At 72.1% G+C, this 20,033-nt stretch carries 15 protein-coding genes; 14 read left to right on the top strand and 1 reads right to left on the bottom strand.

Features of this window, described 5'->3' with window-relative positions; translation table 11 throughout:
• Nucleotides 1-31 precede the first annotated feature (31 nt).
• From ACYQ8Q_RS18425 to ACYQ8Q_RS18390, 8 genes are all read left to right on the top strand, one after another.
• Nucleotides 32-1,438 (top strand): nitrate/nitrite transporter, encoded by a 1,407-nt coding sequence (locus ACYQ8Q_RS18425; RefSeq protein WP_460066246.1) that lies wholly within the window; start codon nucleotides 32-34, stop codon nucleotides 1,436-1,438.
• Nucleotides 1,439-1,547: 109 nt separating this feature from the next.
• Nucleotides 1,548-2,723 carry a uroporphyrinogen-III synthase gene (locus tag ACYQ8Q_RS18420; RefSeq protein ID WP_460066245.1) on the top strand — a complete coding sequence of 392 codons (1,176 nt, stop codon included), beginning with the start codon at nucleotides 1,548-1,550 and terminating at the stop codon, nucleotides 2,721-2,723.
• Nucleotides 2,724-2,855: 132 nt separating this feature from the next.
• Nucleotides 2,856-3,476, top strand: coding sequence for a CGNR zinc finger domain-containing protein (locus ACYQ8Q_RS18415; protein ID WP_460066243.1), 621 nt, complete (start codon nucleotides 2,856-2,858; stop codon nucleotides 3,474-3,476).
• Nucleotides 3,477-3,813: 337 nt separating this feature from the next.
• Entirely contained in the window at nucleotides 3,814-4,335 is a 522-nt protein-coding gene (locus ACYQ8Q_RS18410; RefSeq protein WP_010039908.1) for a sigma-70 family RNA polymerase sigma factor, read from the top strand.
• A 50-nt stretch (nucleotides 4,336-4,385) separates the two neighbouring features.
• Nucleotides 4,386-5,162: an anti-sigma factor family protein gene (locus ACYQ8Q_RS18405; protein WP_460066240.1), complete on the top strand. Its 777-nt coding sequence runs from the start codon at nucleotides 4,386-4,388 to the stop codon at nucleotides 5,160-5,162.
• Between the two features lie 106 nt (nucleotides 5,163-5,268).
• Complete coding sequence (locus ACYQ8Q_RS18400) at nucleotides 5,269-7,686, top strand: HelD family protein (protein ID WP_460066239.1); 2,418 nt, start codon at nucleotides 5,269-5,271, stop codon at nucleotides 7,684-7,686.
• A gap of 318 nt (nucleotides 7,687-8,004) precedes the next feature.
• Entirely contained in the window at nucleotides 8,005-9,423 is a 1,419-nt protein-coding gene (locus tag ACYQ8Q_RS18395; RefSeq protein ID WP_460066237.1) for a malic enzyme-like NAD(P)-binding protein, read from the top strand.
• A gap of 286 nt (nucleotides 9,424-9,709) precedes the next feature.
• Nucleotides 9,710-9,991 (top strand): HU family DNA-binding protein, encoded by a 282-nt coding sequence (locus ACYQ8Q_RS18390; protein WP_004000874.1) that lies wholly within the window; start codon nucleotides 9,710-9,712, stop codon nucleotides 9,989-9,991.
• Between the two features lie 181 nt (nucleotides 9,992-10,172).
• Here ACYQ8Q_RS18390 and murA read toward each other — a convergent pair whose 3' ends face one another.
• Nucleotides 10,173-11,519: a UDP-N-acetylglucosamine 1-carboxyvinyltransferase gene (gene murA, locus ACYQ8Q_RS18385; protein WP_460066235.1), complete on the bottom strand. Its 1,347-nt coding sequence runs from the start codon at nucleotides 11,517-11,519 to the stop codon at nucleotides 10,173-10,175.
• Between the two features lie 290 nt (nucleotides 11,520-11,809).
• On the opposite strand from murA, the gene ACYQ8Q_RS18380 reads away from it, so the two are divergent.
• The 6 genes from ACYQ8Q_RS18380 (at nucleotide 11,810) to ACYQ8Q_RS18355 (ending at nucleotide 20,027) form a co-directional block, all read left to right on the top strand.
• Entirely contained in the window at nucleotides 11,810-12,382 is a 573-nt protein-coding gene (locus ACYQ8Q_RS18380) for a YqgE/AlgH family protein (protein WP_358986206.1), read from the top strand.
• A 29-nt stretch (nucleotides 12,383-12,411) separates the two neighbouring features.
• Nucleotides 12,412-12,699: a DUF3039 domain-containing protein gene (locus ACYQ8Q_RS18375; protein WP_358986208.1), complete on the top strand. Its 288-nt coding sequence runs from the start codon at nucleotides 12,412-12,414 to the stop codon at nucleotides 12,697-12,699.
• 513 nt (nucleotides 12,700-13,212) lie between these two features.
• Nucleotides 13,213-14,871 carry a beta-N-acetylhexosaminidase gene (locus ACYQ8Q_RS18370; protein ID WP_460066233.1) on the top strand — a complete coding sequence of 553 codons (1,659 nt, stop codon included), beginning with the start codon at nucleotides 13,213-13,215 and terminating at the stop codon, nucleotides 14,869-14,871.
• Nucleotides 14,872-15,124: 253 nt separating this feature from the next.
• On the top strand, nucleotides 15,125-16,018 hold the full coding sequence (locus tag ACYQ8Q_RS18365) for an FAD binding domain-containing protein (RefSeq protein WP_460066231.1): 894 nt from the start codon (nucleotides 15,125-15,127) through the stop codon (nucleotides 16,016-16,018).
• The gene (locus tag ACYQ8Q_RS18360; protein WP_460066230.1) at nucleotides 16,015-17,721 is read left to right on the top strand and encodes a (2Fe-2S)-binding protein; all 1,707 of its coding nucleotides are present in this window, start codon (nucleotides 16,015-16,017) and stop codon (nucleotides 17,719-17,721) included. The genes ACYQ8Q_RS18365 and ACYQ8Q_RS18360 overlap by 4 nt, the downstream gene beginning before the upstream one ends.
• A complete protein-coding gene (locus ACYQ8Q_RS18355; protein WP_460066228.1) occupies nucleotides 17,718-20,027 on the top strand; it encodes a xanthine dehydrogenase family protein molybdopterin-binding subunit in 2,310 nt (769 codons plus the stop codon). The genes ACYQ8Q_RS18360 and ACYQ8Q_RS18355 overlap by 4 nt, the downstream gene beginning before the upstream one ends.
• Nucleotides 20,028-20,033 lie beyond the last annotated feature (6 nt).

The raw sequence follows: 20,033 nt of genomic DNA, 5'->3' as shown, positions 1-20,033 counted from the left end.
ACCGCCCGAGCCCGGAGCACGTGGAGGCGTCATGACAGCCCCGAGCACAGACACCGCACCCCCGTCCCCCGCAGTTTCCCCCACGAAGAAGGGGAGCCGCTGGATCGAGGAGTGGGACCCCGAGAACGAGGCCTTCTGGAACGAGAAGGGCGAGAAGATCGCCCGCCGTAACCTCGTCTTCTCGGTCCTCTCCGAGCACATCGGCTTCTCGATCTGGACCATGTGGTCCGTGCTGGTGCTCTTCATGGGCCCGGAGTACGGCCTCACCCCGGCCGACAAGTTCCTGCTGACGTCCATGGTGACGCTGGTCGGCGCGGTCGTCCGGGTGCCGTACACCTTCGCCGTCGCGCTCTTCGGCGGCCGGAACTGGACGATCATCTCCGCCGCGCTGCTGCTGATCCCCACCGTCGCCGCCTTCTCGGTGATGGAGCCGGGGACCTCCTTCTCCACCTTCCTCCTGGTCGGCCTGCTCGCGGGCATCGGCGGCGGCAACTTCGCCTCCTCCATGACCAACATCAACGCCTTCTTCCCGCTGAAGAAGAAGGGCTGGGCGCTCGGTCTGAACGCGGGCGGCGGCAACATCGGCGTGCCGGTCCTCCAGCTCGCCGGCCTCGCCGTGATCGGCGCGAGCGGCGGCCCGCGCGTGCTGCTCGGGATCTACATCCCGCTGATCCTGATCGCCGCGACCCTCGCCGCGCTGTACATGGACAACCTGTCCTCCGTGAAGAACGACACCGGCGCCGCGATCGACTCCGCGAAGGACGCCCACACCTGGATCATGTCCTTCCTGTACATCGGCACCTTCGGCTCGTTCATCGGCTACTCCTTCGCCTTCGGCCAGGTGCTGACGAACCAGTTCGGCCGTACGCCCCTGCAGGCGGCCTACCTCACCTTCATCGGCCCGCTGCTCGGCTCCCTGATCCGTCCGCTGGGCGGCTGGCTCGCCGACAAGTACGGCGGCGCCCGCATCACCCTCTACAACTACGTCGGCATGGCCGCCGCGACCGCGGTCCTGGTCTTCGCCAGCATGCAGAAGTCGCTGCCGCTGTTCGTCTCCGTCTTCGTGGTGCTGTTCGTGCTCAGCGGCCTCGGCAACGGGTCGACGTACAAGATGATCCCCGGCATCTTCCAGGCGAAGGCCGTCGCCAAGGGTCTGGAGGGCGAGGAGGCCGCCGCGTACGGCCGTCGGCTCTCCGGGGCCTCCATGGGGCTCATCGGCGCGGTCGGCGCGCTCGGCGGCGTCGGCATCAACCTGGCCTTCCGCCAGTCCTTCCTCTCCTACGGCTCCGGCACCGGCGCGTTCGTCGCCTTCCTCGCCTTCTACGCGGCCTGCTTCGTGGTCACGTGGGCCGTATACCTTCGCCGCCCGGCGGGGAGGATCACCGCCGCAAGCCCTTCCTCGGAGGCGAAGCCGCAGCTCAGCTACGCCGAGGTGTGACGTAACACTGGCGACATGAAGCCGAACCGAGCCTGTCACGCACCGTTGACAGGCTCGTCGGCATGTAGGTCATGCAAGTGCAGGGCGACTCGAGTGCGGGACGAGAGTGATGTACGTGGAACAGCAGCGACCGGACGCCACACCCCCGGGATCCGTGGAACACGGCCCCCTGGCGGGTTTCACCGTGGGCGTGACGGCCGCGCGCCGGGCCGAGGAGCTCGGCGCGCTGCTCCAGCGGCGCGGCGCGTCGGTGCTGCACGCGCCCGCCCTGCGGATCGTGCCGCTCGCCGACGACGGTGAACTCCTCGCCGCCACCAAGGACCTCATCGACCAGGCCCCCGACGTGGTCGTGGCGACCACCGCGATCGGCTTCCGGGGCTGGGTGGAGGCCGCCGAGGGCTGGGGGCTGGGCGAGCCGCTGCTCAGCAGGCTCGGCCAGGTCGAACTCCTCGCCCGAGGCCCCAAGGTGAAGGGCGCGATCCGCGCCGCCGGACTCACCGAGGACTGGTCGCCGTCGTCCGAGTCCATGGCCGAGGTGCTCGACCGGCTCCTGGAGGAGGGCGTCGAGGGCCGCCGGGTCGCCGTCCAGCTCCACGGGGAGCCGCTGCCCGGGTTCGTGGAGGCGCTGCGGGCCGGGGGCGCGGAGGTGGTGGGCGTACCGGTGTACCGGTGGATGCCGCCCGAGGACATCGCACCGCTCGACCGGCTCCTGGACGCCGCCGTCTCGCGCGGCCTCGACGCGATCACCTTCACCAGCGCGCCGGCCGCGCAGTCCCTGTTCTCCCGCGCCGAGGAGCGCGGTCTGCTGTCCGAGCTGCTCGCCGCGCTCCACCACGACGTGCTGCCGGCCTGCGTCGGACCGGTCACCGCGCTGCCGCTCCAGGCGCGCGGCCTGGACACCGTGCAGCCGGAACGCTTCCGGCTCGGCCCGCTGGTGCAGCTGCTCTGCCAGGAACTTCCGTCCCGGGCACGGGCGTTGCCGGTCGCCGGGCACCGGGTGGAGATCCGCGGGCACGCGGTGCTGGTCGACGGCTGTCTACGGCCCGTGCCGCCCGCCGGGATGTCCCTGCTGAGGGCGCTGTCACGGCGGCCCGGCTGGGTCGTCCCCCGTGCCGACCTGCTGCGCGCGCTGCCCGGGGCCGGCCGCGACGAGCACGCCGTGGAGACGGCGATGGCCCGGCTGCGCACCGCCCTCGGCACCCCCAAGCTGATCCAGACGGTGGTCAAGCGCGGCTACCGGCTGGCCCTCGACCCCGCCGCCGACGCGAAGTACGCGGACGTGTGAGCCACGACTGAACCGGCCGGACCGGTGGTACGGGGGGTTCCGGCCGGGGCGGGACGCAGGGCACTGTGAGGGGAAGGTTTTTTCCCGCTCTTCCGTTCCTTCTCGTTCTTCTGTCGGTGCAGGCGGTGGCGCATGACACTGGGCACGGCCACGGACCCCTACGAGCTGCGGTTCGACGCCGGACGCAGTTGTCTCGACCTCCTCGCGACCAGCCATCCCCGTGAACACCTCGACGGGGTCGGCCCGTTGTGCGCGTGGATCCGCGGTGCCGGACTCGTCCCGCCGGGCACCCCGCTCGCCCACGCCGACGCCTCGTGGCCGGTGGCGTTCCGTGAACTGCGCTCCGGTGTCGACCGGTTGGTGCGGGACTGGCTGGCCCGTACGCACCCCGGCCTCTACGAGGTCGACCTCGGCCGCCTCAACGACGCCGCCCGGGTCGCGCCGCCCGCGCCCCGCGCCGTACGCGACGAGGACGGGACCCTCGTACGGGAGTTGGACGGTCCGCCGGAGTGTGCCGCGCTGCTCGCCGCCGTCGCGCGGGACGCCGTCGAACTGCTCACGGATCCCGTGGCGCGGGCGGGGCTGCGGCAGTGCGCGGGGGACAGCTGCCCGATCGTCTACCTGGACACCTCCCGTGGCCGGCGCAGGCGTTGGTGTTCGAGCGAGATCTGCGGCAACCGGGAGCGCGTCGCACGGCACCGGCGGCGCGCCGCCTTGGCACGTGACCAACTGCCCGGTATACGCCTTCTCTGATGAGCTGACAGCAATTGCACAGCGCCCCGCGGTAGCCTGGCCGGAAAATTGTCGAAGTGATTTCGACAACATCATGTTTGCCCACGCCTGGGTAAGGGCAGCCCGCGCGATTCCGCCCGTGTGGCGAAAATGTGAAGAAGAAGCGGTGGGAATGTGCCGCCATGTCCCCCTCGTCATGACACCCCGAAGAAAACTGTCGCCCCGGTTTGAACACGGCGAACACCCCTTCCGTACCTGTCACCGAGCGACCGACTGGGGGATCCCCCGGACACCGGAGGTGGGCGTGCGCAAGGATGCGGCCGTGGCCAATGAACATGGATCGAGGGCCCGACATCGCATGTCCCAGCCCTCGGAACCCGACGAGGAGCTGATGCGTGCTCTGTATCGGGAGCACGCCGGACCCCTGCTTGCGTATGTCCTGCGCCTGGTTGCCGGAGACCGCCAGCGTGCCGAGGACGTGGTGCAGGAAACACTCATCCGTGCCTGGAAGAACGCCGGCCAGCTCAATCGAGCGACCGGATCGGTACGCCCCTGGCTGGTGACGGTCGCTCGCCGCATCGTCATCGACGGCCACCGCAGCCGGCAGGCCCGGCCGCAGGAGGTCGACCCGTCGCCGCTGGAGGTCATCCCCGCGGAGGACGAGATCGACAAGGCGCTGTGGCTGATGACGCTGTCGGACGCGCTCGACGACCTGACCCCGGCCCACCGGGAGGTGCTCGTCGAGACGTACTTCAAGGGGCGTACCGTCAATGAGGCGGCCGAGACGCTGGGCATACCCAGTGGCACCGTCCGTTCTCGGGTGTTCTATGCACTGCGGTCGATGAAGCTGGCTCTGGAGGAGCGGGGGGTGACGGCGTGATGAGCATGTACGGGGGATTCGGATCAGGTGGTACGGGTATGTCTGGCCCCATGCAGGGATCAGTGGGATCTCCGAGCCCGAGTGAACACGAGACCGTGGGCGCCTACGCCCTCGGTATCCTCGACGACGCCGAGGCGACCGCCTTCGAAGCGCATCTCGCCGGGTGCGAGTGGTGCGCGCAGCAGCTCGACGAGCTCGCCGGGATGGAACCGATGCTCGCCGCGCTCGCGGACCTGCCCGGCTCCGGCACGCCGGCGATCGGCGACTCCCTGTCCGCCCGGCCCAGCCCGCGCCTGGTGGAGAAGCTGGTCGACGAGGTGTCCGACCGGCGCGCCCAGAAGCGCCGCCGCTCCTTCTACCTCGTGGCGGCCGCGGCGGCGCTGATCATCGGCGGCCCGGTCGGCGTCATGGCCGCGACCGGCGGCGACAGCGGCGGCAAGGCACCGGTGGCCAGCAGCACCACCAACCCCGCCAAGTCGACCTTCGAGACGCTCTCCGACAAGGTCTCCGCGACCGACTCCGCCACCAAGGTGACGGCCACCGTCGCCATGGGCGAGAAGGCCTGGGGCACCGAGGTCGGCGTCGAACTGAAGAACGTCTCGGGCCCCGAGAAGTGCTCGCTGATCGCCGTCGGCAAGGACGGCAAGCGCGAGACCGTCTCCTCCTGGTCCGTCCCGGAGTGGGGCTACGGACTCCCCGGCGCCAAGACCGAGCAGGCCAAGAACCCGCTCTACGTCGTCGGCGGCGCGGCCTTCAAGCCGAACGAGATCGACCACTTCGAGGTCATGACCTTCGACGGCGACAAGCTCGTCCAGGTCGACGCCTAGCACTACTCTTCAGTATTCGACGGGCCCGCCTTCGGGCGGGCTCTCGCCTCCACCGGTCCCCTTCGCGTACGGTTGACGGCTGCCCAGCACGTCAGAAGGGGGCCCGGTGGCCGCACAGGCTCAGCAGGAAACCGCGGTCAGCGCCGCACCGGACACGGTCCGGGACCGCGAGATCGGCGGCGAACAGGAACACCTCGACCGGGTGTACCGACGCCTCGAGGAGAAGATCCACGAGGCGGAGTTCCTCATGAACGACGCGGCGAAGCGCGGCCAGGTGGGAACACCCGGCGCCCTCGCCGAGCGCGACGCCCAGGTCTTCCGGGCCGGTGTCCATCTCAACCGGCTCAACAACGAGTTCGAGGACTTCCTCTTCGGCCGGATCGACCTCCTCCTCGGCAAGGACGGCAAGAAGGGCCCCGACGGCGCCTACACCGCCGTGGAACCCGCCGAGGGCGCCGTACGGCAGGACAACACCGCCGACATCGCCGAGACCCTCCACATCGGCCGCATCGGAGTCCTGGACTCCGAGTACGCGCCCCTGGTCATCGACTGGCGCGCCCCCGCCGCCGCCCCCTTCTACCGCTCCACCCCGGTCGACCCCGGCCGGGTCGTGCGCCGCCGGGTCATCCGCTCCAAGGGGCGCCGGGTCCTCGGCGTCGAGGACGACCTGATGCGCCCCGAGCTGACGGCCTTCCTCGACGGCGGCGAACTGCCCGTCATCGGCGACGGCGCCCTGATGGCCGCGCTCGGCCAGGCCCGCGGCCACACCATGCGCGACATCGTCGCCTCCATCCAGGCCGAGCAGGACCTGGTCATCCGCGCCCCCGCCGCCTCCGTGACCTACGTCGAGGGCGGTCCCGGCACCGGCAAGACCGCCGTCGCCCTGCACCGCGCCGCCTACCTCCTCTACCAGGACCGCCGCAGATACGCCGGCGGCATCCTCATCGTCTCGCCCACCCCGCTGCTGGTGGCCTACACCGAGGGCGTCCTGCCCTCCCTCGGCGAGGAGGGCCAGGTCGCGATCCGCGCCATCGGCTCCCTCGTCGACGGCGCCGAGGCCACCCTGTACGACGCCCCGTCCGTGGCCCGCGCCAAGGGCTCCTCCCGCATGCTCCGGGTGCTGCGCAAGGCGGCCCGGGGGGCACTGGAGCTGGGATCGGGCGCAACCCGGGCGAACGGCGGCACCGGCCACACCGACGGCGACGGCAGCGGACAGCTCGCCTTCGACGACACCGCCACCGGCGCCGCGGCCACCACCCCCTCCCGCCTCCGGGTCGTCGTCTTCGGGCGCCGGCTGGAGCTGGAGGCCGCCGACCTGGAGCGGATCCGGCAGAGCGCCCTAGGCGGCACCGCCCCCGTCAACCTGCTGCGTCCCCGTGCCCGCAAGCTCCTCCTGGACGCCCTGTGGGAGCGCTCCGGGGCCGCCGGCCGGCACACCGACCCCGAGCTGGCCGCCGAACTGCGCTCCTCCTTCGACGAGGACGTCACCACCGAGGACTCGTTCCTCGCCTTCCTCGACGCCTGGTGGCCCGAGCTGACCCCCGCGAGCGTCCTCGCGGCGATGGCCGACGAGCGCCGGCTCGGCCGCTGGGCCCGTCGGATCCTCAACCCCGGCGAGGTCCGCAGGGTCGCCCGCTCGCTGCGGCGGGACGGCCTCTCGGTGCATGACATCGCGATGCTCGACGAGCTCCAGGCGATCCTCGGCGCCCCGGCCCGCCCCCGCAAGAAGCGCGAGTACGACCCGCTGGACCAGCTCACCGGCCTGGAGGAGCTGATGCCGGTGCGCGAGGAGTCCCAGCGCGAGCGCGCCGAGCGGCTCGCCGCCGAACGCGTCGAGTACGCCCATGTCATCGTCGACGAGGCCCAGGACCTCACCCCGATGCAGTGGCGCATGGTCGGCCGCCGCGGCCGGCACGCCACCTGGACGGTGGTCGGCGATCCCGCCCAGTCCTCCTGGTCCGACCCGGACGAGGCCGCCGAGGCCCGCGACGAGGCCCTCGGCACCCGGCCCCGGCGGCGTTTCCAGCTCACCGTCAACTACCGCAACCCGGCCGAGATCGCCGAGCTGGCCGCCAAGGTGCTGGCCCTCGCCCTGCCCGGCGCCGAGTCCCCCTCGGCGGTCCGCTCCACCGGGGTCGTCCCCCGTTTCGTGGGAACGAACCAAAGACGCAGCACCGCCGTCAAGGACACCCTCGGCGCCACCGTCCGCGCCGAGGCCGAACGCCTCCTCGGCCAGGTCGACGGCACCGTCGGCGTCGTCGTCGCCATGCAGCGCCGCGAGGAGGCCCGCCGCTGGCTCACCGGGCTCGGCGACCGGGTCGTCGCCCTCGGCAGCCTGGAGGCCAAGGGACTGGAGTACGACGCCACGGTCGTCGTCTCGCCCGCCGAGATCGCCGACGAGTCCCCGGCCGGCCTGCGGGTGCTGTACGTCGCCCTGACCCGGGCCACCCAGCAGCTCACGGTGGTGTCGGGGGAGCGGGACGAACCGGACGCGGACGGAGTGCCCGATCTCCTCAGGGACTGAAGGTTTCCTGTGAACCGCCCCGGACGGGAATGGTGTTCGGGGATCCGTTTGTTAGCCTGGGTGTGACACCGGCTCGATCCAAGCCCCCGGGCCCAACCTTCGTCGCTACGAGCGACCACTTGCCGCGAGGCGAGCATGGCGGGTCGGTGTCATGAACGGACGGAGAGGCCCACATCCGATGTGATGTGGGCCTCTTCGCGTGGCGCCCCGCGCGAACAAAACGACCTTAATTTGAGGCGACTTTCCCGTACTCGTCAGTAGGTGCGACGATCGGACGGCAATCCAGCGACCCACCCAGCAGTGCAGAGGAAGTCGGCCATGGCAACGGCGCCCAGCGTCTCCTACTCGATGACGGTCAGGCTGGAGGTGCCCGCGAGCGGAACCGCGGTCTCCCAGCTCACCACGGCCGTCGAGTCCCACGGAGGCTCGGTGACCGGCCTCGACGTCACCGCCTCCGGGCACGAGAAGCTCCGCATCGACGTCACCATCGCGGCCACCTCGACCGCGCACGCCGACGAGATCGTCGAGCAGCTGCGCCACATCGAGGGCGTCACGCTCGGCAAGGTCTCCGACCGTACGTTCCTCATGCACCTCGGCGGCAAGATCGAGATGCAGTCCAAGCACCCCATCCGCAACCGTGACGACCTCTCCATGGTCTACACGCCCGGTGTGGCCCGGGTCTGCATGGCGATCGCCGAGAACCCCGAGGACGCCCGCCGCCTGACCATCAAGCGCAACTCCGTTGCGGTCGTGACGGACGGTTCCGCCGTGCTGGGCCTCGGCAACATCGGCCCCAAGGCCGCGCTGCCGGTCATGGAGGGCAAGGCGGCCCTCTTCAAGCGGTTCGCCGGCATCGACGCCTGGCCGCTCTGCCTGGACACCCAGGACACCGACGCGATCGTCGAGATCGTCAAGGCCATCGCCCCGGGCTTCGCCGGCATCAACCTCGAGGACATCTCCGCCCCCCGCTGCTTCGAGATCGAGGCCCGGCTGCGCGAGGCCCTCGACATCCCCGTCTTCCACGACGACCAGCACGGCACCGCGATCGTCGTCCTCGCCGCGCTGACGAACGCCCTGCGTGTGGCGGCCAAGAGCATCGAGTCGATCCGCGTCGTGATGTCCGGCGCCGGCGCCGCCGGCACCGCCATCCTCAAGCTGCTGATCGCGGCCGGGGTGAAGAACGCGGTCGTCGCCGACATCCACGGCGTGGTGCACGCCGGCCGTGCGGACCTGGTCGACGCCGCCCCCGGCTCGGCGCTGCGCTGGATCGCCGACAACACCAACCCCGAGGGCCTCACCGGCACCCTCAAGGAGGCCGTGCGCGGCGCCGACGTCTTCATCGGCGTCTCCGCCCCGAACGTCCTCGACGGCGCCGACGTGGCCGCCATGGCCGAGGGCGCCATCGTGTTCGCGCTCGCGAACCCCGACCCGGAGGTCGACCCGGCGGTGGCCCGCCAGACGGCCGCCGTGGTGGCCACCGGCCGCTCCGACTTCCCGAACCAGATCAACAACGTGCTGGTCTTCCCGGGTGTCTTCCGCGGCCTGCTGGACGCCCAGTCCCGCACCGTCAACACCGAGATGATGCTCGCGGCCGCGAAGGCCCTCGCGGACGTGGTCAGCGACGACGAGCTGAACGCGAACTACATCATCCCGAGCGTCTTCAACGACAAGGTCGCGGGCGCCGTCGCGGGCGCCGTCCGGGACGCCGCGAAGGCGGCCGGCGCGTCGGCCTCGTAGCCCTGCCCGGCGCGCGGGGACTGTGAGGATCACCACGGTCCCCGCCTCCGGCGCGTCGCGGGACCCCTGTCGGTGGGCTGTGTCTATCGTGGCCAGAGCCACAGGCGCGCTTCGGGTGACTCCCAAGGGTGTTCTCCCGACTCCTGCGGGTGCCGGATTGGCTTTCCCGCCGCAGGTAGGGGCAGGATGCGTCCCTGGGCGCGAGCACATCGCACTCCGCTGTGCCCGCTATGCGGCTCCGCCGCGTGGCACGCCGCAACGGCAAGAAGAACACGGGAGTAACAACATGAACCGCAGTGAGCTGGTGGCCGCGCTGGCCGACCGCGCCGAGGTGACCCGCAAGGACGCCGACGCTGTGCTGGCCGCGTTCGCCGAGGTCGTCGGCGACATCGTCTCCAAGGGCGACGAGAAGGTCACCATCCCCGGCTTCCTGACCTTCGAGCGCACCCACCGTGCCGCTCGCACCGCGCGCAACCCGCAGACCGGCGACCCGATCCAGATCCCGGCCGGCTACAGCGTGAAGGTCTCCGCGGGCTCGAAGCTCAAGGAAGCGGCCAAGGGCAAGTAAGCGCTCCGCTTGGAGGGCCGTGGCGTTCAGCGCCGTTGTGCTGGAGCGCCGTGGGTGACTGCCGCGCCGTCGTGGCTGGTCGCGCAGTTCCCCGCGCCCCTGAAGGGGCGCCGAACCTGACGCCGATGGGGCGGTCACCCGAACTCGGGTGACCGCCCCATCGGCCTTCGCGCGGACGTTCTCAGCCGAGCGCCTTGCCCGGCAGTTCGACCTTCGCGCCGAGTTCCATGAGCTTGTCCATGAAGTTCTCGTAGCCGCGGTTGATCAGGTCGATGCCGTGGACGCGGGAGGTGCCCTGGGCCGCGAGGGCGGCGATCAGGTAGGAGAAGCCGCCGCGCAGGTCGGGGATGACCAGGTCGGCGCCCTGGAGCTTGGTGGGGCCGGAGACGACCGCCGAGTGCAGGAAGTTGCGCTGGCCGAAGCGGCAGTCCGAGCCGCCCAGGCACTCGCGGTAGAGCTGGATGTGGGCACCCATCTGGTTCAGCGCCGAGGTGAAGCCCAGCCGGGACTCGTAGACCGTCTCGTGGACGATGGACAGGCCCGTGGCCTGGGTGAGGGCGACGACCAGCGGCTGCTGCCAGTCGGTCTGGAAGCCGGGGTGCACGTCCGTCTCCAGCGCGATGGACTTCAGCTGGCCGCCGGGGTGCCAGAAGCGGATGCCCTCGTCGTCGATCTCGAAGGCGCCGCCCACCTTCCGGTAGGTGTTCAGGAACGTCATCATCGAGCGCTGCTGAGCGCCGCGGACGTAGATGTTGCCCTCGGTCGCCAGCGCCGCCGACGCCCAGGACGCGGCCTCCAGACGGTCCGACAGCGCGCGGTGGGTGTAGCCGCCGAGCTTGTCCACACCGGTGATGCGGATCGTGCGGTCGGTGTCGATCGCGATGATCGCGCCCATCTTCTGCAGGACGCAGATCAGGTCCTCGATCTCCGGCTCGACCGCCGCGTTGGACAGCTCGGTGACGCCCTCCGCGAGGACGGCCGTCAGCAGCACCTGCTCGGTCGCGCCGACCGACGGGTACGGCAGCTGGATCTTCGTGCCGCGCAGCCGCCGCGGCGCCTCCAGGTACTGCCCGTCCGCCCGCTTCTCGATCGTCGCGCCGAACTGCCGCAGCACCTCGAAGTGGAAGTCGATGGGCCGGCCGCCGATGTCGCACCCGCCGAGGCCGGGGATGAAGGCGTGGCCCAGACGGTGCAGCAGCGGACCGCACAGCAGGATCGGGATACGGCTCGACCCCGCGTGGGCGTCGATGTCGGCGACGTTCGCGCTCTCCACATAGGTCGGGTCGAGCACCAGCTCGCCCGGCTCCTCACCCGGACGGACCGTCACCCCGTGCAGTTGCAGCAGACCGCGTACGACCCGCACGTCACGGATGTCCGGAACGTTGCGCAGCCGACTCGGCTCACTGCCCAGCAGGGCGGCGACCATGGCCTTCGGTACGAGGTTCTTCGCACCGCGGACACGGATCTCGCCCTCGAGCGGGGTTCCGCCGTGGACAAGCAGTACGTCGTCAGAGCCGTTGACGGTCATGTATCTCGCGTTCCATGGGTGGTGGACTGGGGCACGGGCCTTTGGATCGGGGCAAGGGCCAGAGCAGACAGGGTAATCGCCACCAGGGCCCCTCAAGTAAGCCCGAGGACGACCCAGGAAGGTCATAGCTGTGTCACAACACGAACCGTTCCGCGGCGGGTACGTGCGGTCACCATGAAGGCCCTTTCCCGTTCGTGCGCCCGGACCGCATCCGTGCGCCCGACCTGCCCCTCGCCCAGGTGTCCGCATTGGCTCCCCACTTCACGGGAAGATGCGGGATCATGTCTGGCATGACCGAGGTGTCCTCGCTCACAGGGCGGCTGCTCGTGGCCACGCCCGCCCTGGCGGACCCGAACTTCGACCGTGCGGTGGTGCTCCTTCTCGACCACGACGAGGAGGGCTCCCTCGGTGTCGTCCTCAACCGTCCGACCCCCGTCGGCGTGGGCGACATCCTGGAGGGCTGGGCCGACCTCACCGGGGAACCGGGTGTGGTCTTCCAGGGCGGCCCGGTGTCCCTCGACTCCGCGCTGGGCGTCGCCGTGATCCCCGGCGACTCCTCGGGCGACCGCGGTCCGCTCGGCTGGCGCCGGGTGCACGGCGCGATCGGCCTCGTCGACCTGGAGGCCCCGCCGGAACTCCTCGCCTCGGCCCTCGGCTCCCTGCGGATCTTCGCCGGGTACGCCGGCTGGGGCCCCGGTCAGCTCGAGGACGAACTGGTCGAGGGCGCCTGGTACGTCGTCGAGTCCGAACCCGGCGACGTGTCCTCCCCGTCCCCGGAAAGACTCTGGCGCGAGGTCCTGCGCCGCCAGCGCAGCGAACTCGCGATGGTGGCGACGTACCCGGACGACCCTTCGCTCAACTGATCGCTGTGACCTTCAGTACCCTTGGGCGCATGAGCACTCTTGAGCCCGAGCGCGGTACTGGTACGGGGACCCTCGTCGAGCCGACGCCGCAGGTGTCGCACGGCGACGGTGACCACGAGCGCTTCGCGCACTATGTCCAGAAGGACAAGATCATGGCGAGCGCCCTCGACGGCACGCCCGTCGTGGCGCTGTGCGGCAAGGTGTGGGTGCCCGGCCGCGACCCGAAGAAGTACCCCGTGTGCCCGATGTGCAAGGAGATCTTCGAGTCGATGGGCATCGGCGGCGACGACAAGGGTGGCAAGGGCGGCGGCAAGTAGCCTTCCGGTCCTTCTGTATCCCTGAGGCCTCCGGGCGCGTTCTGGCGCGCCCCGGGGGCCTTTGTCGTGTCACGGAGTGGTAGAGACCTCTTGTGGTCGTGTCCATGGACTCCGTAGCCTCTCGGGTGTTGCGCGCGATGAAACCTCCATTGCGCATGTTGCAACGCGATGTGATGGCGGAGGCATCTCTCATGAAGCGACCGGCGGTGCGATCGGCGGTGCGACCGGCGTTCCCTCCGGCGGGTGTTCGGGCGGCGGGAATTCGGCCGTCACTTCCTCGGCCACTTCCCCGGCCACTTCCCCGGCGGTCGACCGGCCGTGTTTCTCACGGCGGCCTCCGCGGCCCCCGCTGCCCGATTCCGCTTTCGCTTCCGGCCGCCTTGCCGATCATGTTCGCGACCTCGACGGGACGGGCCGTACGCGCTTTCCGCGGTGGATTCTTTTCGCCCCGGAACGGCTTCCTCTTCGCCAACTCGACCGTCATCAGCGGCACTTCGCAGGCAAAGGACTGACGTGACTTCTCCGGCGGATCTCATTCCCGCGCCGCGCGCCGTGGAGGGGCCCATGCGCTGCGGTGTCGTCTTCGACGAGGACACCACGCTGTGGGCCGGGCCCGGCACCGGGACCACCGCTCGCTGGCTGCGCTCCACCCTGGGCGCGGCCCTCGGGCTGGGCCTGCCGCCCGGCCCCCAGGGCGCCCGCGACTCCGTGGAACTGCTCGTGGACGACACGCTGGGGCCGGAGGCGTACCGGCTGAGCGTCGTCGCGAACCGGGGCGTCGAGATCCGCGGCGGAGACCCGGCCGGTGTCTTCTGGGGTGCCCAGACCCTGCGTCAGCTCCTCGGCCGGCACGCCTTCCGCCGCGCCCCCGTGCGCCCCGGCATCCGTTACGGCATCCCGCACCAGGTCATCGAGGACGCCCCCCGCTTCCGCTGGCGCGGTGTCATGCTCGACGTCGCCCGGCACTTCCTGCCCAAGGAAGGCGTCCTGCGCTACCTGGATCTGATGGCGGCGCACAAACTGAACGTCTTCCACTTCCATCTGACGGACGACCAGGGCTGGCGGATCGAGATCAAGAGGTATCCCCGGCTGACCGAGGTCGGCTCCTGGCGGGCCCGCACGAAATTCGGCCATCGCGCCTCACCCCTGTGGGACGAGAAGCCGCACGGTGGCTACTACACCCAGGACGACATCCGGGAGATCGTGGCGTACGCCGCCGAGCGGCATATCGCCGTCGTCCCCGAAATCGACGTACCGGGCCACTCGCAGGCCGCGATCGCCGCGTATCCGGAACTCGGCAACACCGACGTCATCGACACCACCCGCCTCTCCGTCTGGGACACCTGGGGCATCAACCCGAACGTACTCGCTCCCACGGACAGCACCCTGCGCTTCTACGAAGGGGTGTTCGAGGAGGTCCTGGAGCTGTTCCCGGCGGACGCCGCCCCGTTGTCGGGGTTCTCGGCGTTCTTCCACATCGGCGGCGACGAATGCCCCAAGGACCAGTGGCGTCAGTCGCCCGCCGCGCAGGCGCGGATGAAGGAACTCGGGCTCGCCGACGAGGACGCGCTGCAGTCCTGGTTCGTCCGGCACTTCGACACCTGGCTCGCCGCGCGCGGGCGCCGGCTGATCGGCTGGGACGAGATCCTGGAGGGCGGGCTCGCGCCCGGCGCCGCCGTGTCGTCCTGGCGCGGCTACGCGGGCGGGACCGCCGCCGCGCGCGCGGGCCACGACGTCGTCATGTGCCCCGAGCAGCACGTCTACCTCGACCACCGGCAGGACGGCGGCCCGGACGAGCCGGTGCCCATCGGGTACGTCCGCACCCTGGAGGACGTCTACCGGTTCGAGCCCGTTCCCGAGGAGTTCACACCCGAGGAGAGGGCGCATGTGCTCGGCACCCAGGCCAACCTGTGGACCGAGGTGATGGAGGACCACGCGCGCGTGGACTACCAGGCGTTCCCCCGGCTCGCCGCGTTCGCCGAGGTCGCCTGGAGCGCCCTGCCCGCCCCCGGGGAACGGGACTTCGCGGACTTCGAGCGGCGGATGGAGGCCCACTACGGCCGGCTCGACGCCCTCGGGGTCGGCTACCGCCCGCCCGAGGGGCCCCGGCCCTGGCAGCGGCGGCCCGGCGTCCTCGGCCGCCCGGTCGACGGCCCGCCCCCGCACCGGTAGCCGCCGTGGCGGCGCGGTGTGCGGCGTCACGGGGAAAACCCGGCACTGTCACCGAAGAGTGGCAATTCACGCGCACCGGTGATGCCGTACGAAAACGGACCATCTCCTGGATGAGGTGGGCGAATGCCTCCTAGTGGACCCCCGTCTTCGGGTGTTGCGAACATGTGCCAGAGTTGCCACGTCCGCCCTGTCAGCACGTACCGTACGGCGCACAGGTGGGACCACGTGGGGCAGCGGGAAGGGGCAGCCGGTTTTGAGCACGCACGCACCGCAGGCGGCGCAGGCCGTCACGCTGCCGACGACGCTGGACGAGGCGGTGGCGGCCCTCGCGGCCATGCCCGCCGCCGTGCCCGTGGCCGGCGGCACCGACCTGATGGCCGCCGTCAACTCGGGGCAGCTCCGGCCCGGCGGACTGGTCGGCCTCGGCCGGATCAGCGAGATCCGCGGCTGGCAGTACCAGGACGGGCACGCGCTGCTCGGCGCCGGGCTCACGCACGCGCGCATGGGCCGCCCCGACTTCGCCGCCCTCATCCCGGCGCTCGCCGCCGCCGCGCGCGCCGCGGGCCCGCCGCAGATCCGCAACGCGGGCACCCTGGGCGGCAACATCGCCAGCGCGGCCCCCACCGGTGACGCGCTGCCCGTACTGGCCGCGCTGGAGGCGACGCTGATCATCGCGGGCCAGGGCGGAGCCCGCCGGGAGATCCCGGTGTCGCACCTGCTGGCCGGCGTGGACATGCTGCGCGGCGGCGAACTGATCGCGTACGTGCGCGTGCCGCTGCTGCACGCCCCGCAGGTCTTCCTGAAGGCGACCGGCCGCACCGGCCCGGGCCGCGCCGTCGCCTCCGTCGCCGTGGTCCTCGACCCCGCCCGGCGCGGCGTGCGGTGCGCCGTGGGCGCCATAGCGCCGATGCCGCTGCGGCCCCTCGACGCCGAGCAGTGGGTCGCCCGGCTCATCGACTGGGACAACAACCGCACGATCGTCCCGGAGGCGCTGACCGCGTTCGGCGAGTACGTCGCCGCCGCCTGCATCCCGGACCCGACCCCGGGCGTGGACGGTTCCGTACCGGAGCTGCCGCCCGCCGTACTGCACCTGCGGCGCACCGTCGCCGCGCTGGCCCGACGAGCACTGGGGAGGGCGCTGTCGTGACCGACGACCAGCACGGAGAGGGCGCGCAGCCCCGGAGCGGCGGCCGCTGGGACCCGCTGCCCCAGGGCGACTACGACGACGGGGCCACCGCGTTCGTCAAGCTCCCCGAGGGCGGCATCGACGCGCTCCTGGCCGCCGACAGCCCGCTCGCCGCGCCCGGCCACGGGTACGTGCCGCCGCAGATAGCGGCCGCGCCCCCCGCGACGGACGGCACCTGGGCGGCCCCGGCAGGCGGCACCGAGTGGCCCGCGCCGCAGCTGCCGCCGGAGACCTCCGGCGGCGACCGGTTCACGTACAACCCGGGCTCGACCGGGCAGTGGAGCTTCACCGACACCTCGGCCGGCCCGGCGGGGCCGCCCTCGTCCGGCCCGGGCCACGACGTGACCGGCCAGTGGTCGATCCCGGTGGCCGGCGGTGATCTGCCCGACGAGTCGGGCGAGTTCACCACGTCGGCGCTGGTCGAGCAGTGGGGAGGCACCCCGCCGGCCACCCTGCCGGGCGGCGCCGCCGCACCCTGGGCGACCGGCTCCACCAACGGCGCGGGCCAGAACTGGGCCCAGCAGGCGCAGCAGCCCGGCATGGCCGAGGCGGGGCACGACACGGGCCACGGGACCGCGTACGGGCTCCCGAACGAGAGCGCGCACGACGGCGGCCGCACGCCCGCGTACGGCACCACCCACACGCCCGTGCACGACGTCCCGCACACGCCTCCGCACGGCACCGAGCACACGCCCCCGCACGGCACCGAGCACACGCCCCCGCACGGTGTGGACCACGGCTCGGCGCACACCGCCGACCACGCGCCCGCGGACTCCGTGGCGCAGGCACCCCCGGAGGCGTCCGCCCCCACCGAAGAGGCCCGGGAGGCCCTGGAGGCCCTGGAGGACGCCTCCGAGGCCGGCGGGGCCCCCGCGGGCGCCCGGGGCGCCCACGAGCCCGCAGAGGCCGCTCAGCGCCCCGCCGAGCCTCCCGCCGGCCACGACACCGCCGACGACACGGCCGACGACACCGACGCCTCCGCCGACGACACCGCAGCGGCGTCCGAGGAGTTGCCCCCGCCCCCGGCGGAGGAGCATCCCCTCGCCTCCTACGTCCTGCGCGTCAACGGCTCCGACCGGCCCGTCACCGACGCCTGGATCGGCGAGTCGCTGCTCTACGTCCTGCGCGAGCGCCTCGGCCTCGCGGGCGCCAAGGACGGCTGCTCCCAGGGCGAGTGCGGGGCCTGCAACGTCCAGGTCGACGGACGGCTCGTCGCCTCCTGCCTGGTCCCGGCCGTCACCACCGCCGGCAGCGAGATCCGCACCGTCGAGGGCCTGGCCGTCGACGGACAGCCCTCCGACGTGCAGCGGGCGCTCGCCCGGTGCGGGGCCGTGCAGTGCGGGTTCTGCGTGCCCGGCATGGCGATGACCGTGCACGACCTGCTGGAGGGCAACCCCGCGCCCACCGAGCTGGAGACCCGCCAGGCCCTGTGCGGCAACCTGTGCCGCTGCTCCGGCTACAAGGGCGTCCTGCGGGCCGTGAAGGACGTCGTCGCCGAACGCGAGGCCCAGGCCGACGCGGACACGGACGGCGACGAGGCACGTATCCCGCACCAGGCGGGCCCGGGCGCCGGCGGCGTCCACCCGTCGGCGTTCGAGAACCCGGCACAGCCCCACCCGCACGACCCGGTGTACGGACAGGGCCAGGACGGAGGCCAGGCGTGAGCAACGAAGCAGCCACCGCGACGACCACCGCGGAGGCCGCCGGGGCCCCCGAGCCGATCCCGCACGGTCTCGGCGCCTCCCTGCAGCCCGCCGACGCGCGCGCCAAGACGGAGGGCACCTTCCCGTACGCGGCCGACCTGTGGGCCGAGGGCCTGCTGTGGGCGGCCGTGCTGCGCTCCCCGCACCCCCGCGCGCGGATCGTGTCGATCGACACCTCCCACGCGCGCGAGATGCCCGGCGTGCGCGCCGTCGTCACCCACGAGGACGTTCCCGGCAGCCCGGTGCACGGCCGCGGCAAGGCCGACCGGCCCGTGTTCGCCTCCGAGGTCGTACGCCATCACGGCGAGCCCATCGCGGCGGTCGCCGCCGACCACCCGGACACCGCGCGGATGGCCGCCGCGGCCGTCATCGTCGAGTACGAGGTGCTCGACCCGGTGACCGACCCCGAGCTGGCGTTCGAGGCGGACGCCCTGCACCCCGACGGCAACCTGATCCGGCACATCCCGCTGCACCACGGCGACCAGAGCGCGGCCGGCGAGATCGTCGTCGAGGGCCAGTACCGCATCGGCCGCGCCGACCCCGCCCCCATCGGCGCCGAGGCCGGACTCGCCGTGCCCCGCCCCGACGGCGGCGTCGAGCTCTACCTGGCCTCCACCGACCCGCACGCCGACCGCGACACGGCCGCGGCCGTCTACGGCCTGGCACCCGATCGGGTGAAGATCGTCGTCACCGGGGTGCCGGGCGCGACGGCCGACCGCGAGGACCAGGGCTTCCAGCTCCCGCTCGGTCTGCTGGCCCTGAAGACCGGCTGCCCGGTGAAACTCACCGCCACGCGCGAGGAGTCCTTCCTCGGCCACGTCCACCGCCACCCGACGCTGCTGCGCTACCGCCACCACGCCGACGCGGAGGGCCGGCTGATCAAGGTCGAGGCCCAGATCCTGCTGGACGCGGGCGCCTACGCCGACACCTCCGCCGAGGCGCTCGCCGCCGCCGTCTCCTTCGCCTGCGGCCCCTACGTCGTCCCGAACGCCTTCATCGAGGGCTGGGCCGTGCGCACCAACAACCCCCCGTCGGGCCATGTGCGCGGCGAGGGCGCGATGCAGGTCTGCGCCGCCTACGAGGCGCAGATGGACAAGCTGGCGAAGAAACTCGGGCTGGACCCGGCCGAGCTGCGGATGCGCAACGTCATGGCGACCGGCGACGTCCTGCCCACCGGCCAGACCGTGACCTGCCCGGCGCCGGTGGCCGAGCTCCTCCAGGCCGTCCAGGAGTACCCGCTGCCGCCGCTCCCCAAGGACACCCCCGAGGAGGAGTGGCTGCTGCCCGGCGGCCCCGAGGGCGCGGGTGAACCGGGCGCGGTGCGCCGGGGCGTGGGCTACGGCCTCGGCATGGTGCACATGCTCGGCGCGGAGGGCGCCGACGAGGTCTCCACGGCGACCGTGAAGGTTCAGGACGGCATCGCGACCGTCCTGTGCGCGGCGGTGGAGACCGGCCAGGGCTTCACCACCCTGGCCCGCCAGATCGTCCAGGAGACCCTCGGCGTCGAAGAGGTGCACGTCGCGCCCGTGGACACCGACCAGCCCCCGGCCGGTGCGGGCTGCCGGGGCCGGCACACCTGGGTCTCCGGCGGGGCGGTGGAACGCGCGGCCCGGATGGTCCGCACCCAGCTCCTCCAGCCCCTCGCGCACAAGTTCGGCATGTCCACCGAGCTGCTCCAGATCACCGACGGCAAGATCACCTCGTACGACGGCGTGCTGTCGACGACGGTCGCCGAGGAACTGCACGGCAAGGAACTGTGGGCGACGGCCCAGTGCCGCCCGCACCCCACCGAGCCGCTGGACGGCGCGGGCCAGGGCGACGCGTTCGTGGGCATGGCCTTCTGCGCGGTCCGCGCGGTCGTCGACGTCGACATCGAGATCGGTTCGGTGCGGGTCGTGGAACTGGCGGTCGCCCAGGACGTCGGCCGGATCCTCAACCCGGCGCAGCTGGCGGCGCGGATCGAGGCGGGCGTCACCCAGGGCGTGGGCATCGCGCTCACCGAGAACCTGCGCACCCCGCGCGGTCTGATCCGCCACCCCGACCTCACCGGCTACTCCCTCCCCACGGCCCTGGACGCCCCGGACATCCGGATCGTCAGACTGGTCGAGGAACGGGACGTGGTCGCCCCCTTCGGGGCGAAGGCGGCCAGCGCGGTCCCGGTGGTGACGTCCCCGGCGGCCATCGCCTCCGCGGTGCGGGCCGCCACGGGCCGCCCCGTCAACCGTCTCCCGATCCGCCCCCAGGCCGCGGTGGTGACGGGCCAGTGAGCGATC

Source organism: Streptomyces sp. YKOK-I1, from assembly GCF_054660435.1.
The sequence above is the reverse complement of the archived record's forward strand: the minus strand, read 5'-3'. Positions and strand labels throughout refer to the sequence as shown.

Coding starts and splice junctions, on each gene's coding strand:
- ACYQ8Q_RS18425 (WP_460066246.1), top strand. CDS start 32: ATGACAGCCCCGAGCACAGACACCGCACCCCCGTCCCCCGCAGTTTCC.
- ACYQ8Q_RS18420 (WP_460066245.1), top strand. CDS start 1,548: ATGTACGTGGAACAGCAGCGACCGGACGCCACACCCCCGGGATCCGTG.
- ACYQ8Q_RS18415 (WP_460066243.1), top strand. CDS start 2,856: ATGACACTGGGCACGGCCACGGACCCCTACGAGCTGCGGTTCGACGCC.
- ACYQ8Q_RS18410 (WP_010039908.1), top strand. CDS start 3,814: ATGTCCCAGCCCTCGGAACCCGACGAGGAGCTGATGCGTGCTCTGTAT.
- ACYQ8Q_RS18405 (WP_460066240.1), top strand. CDS start 4,386: ATGCAGGGATCAGTGGGATCTCCGAGCCCGAGTGAACACGAGACCGTG.
- ACYQ8Q_RS18395 (WP_460066237.1), top strand. CDS start 8,005: ATGGCAACGGCGCCCAGCGTCTCCTACTCGATGACGGTCAGGCTGGAG.
- ACYQ8Q_RS18390 (WP_004000874.1), top strand. CDS start 9,710: ATGAACCGCAGTGAGCTGGTGGCCGCGCTGGCCGACCGCGCCGAGGTG.
- murA (WP_460066235.1), bottom strand. CDS start 11,519: ATGACCGTCAACGGCTCTGACGACGTACTGCTTGTCCACGGCGGAACC.
- ACYQ8Q_RS18380 (WP_358986206.1), top strand. CDS start 11,810: ATGACCGAGGTGTCCTCGCTCACAGGGCGGCTGCTCGTGGCCACGCCC.
- ACYQ8Q_RS18375 (WP_358986208.1), top strand. CDS start 12,412: ATGAGCACTCTTGAGCCCGAGCGCGGTACTGGTACGGGGACCCTCGTC.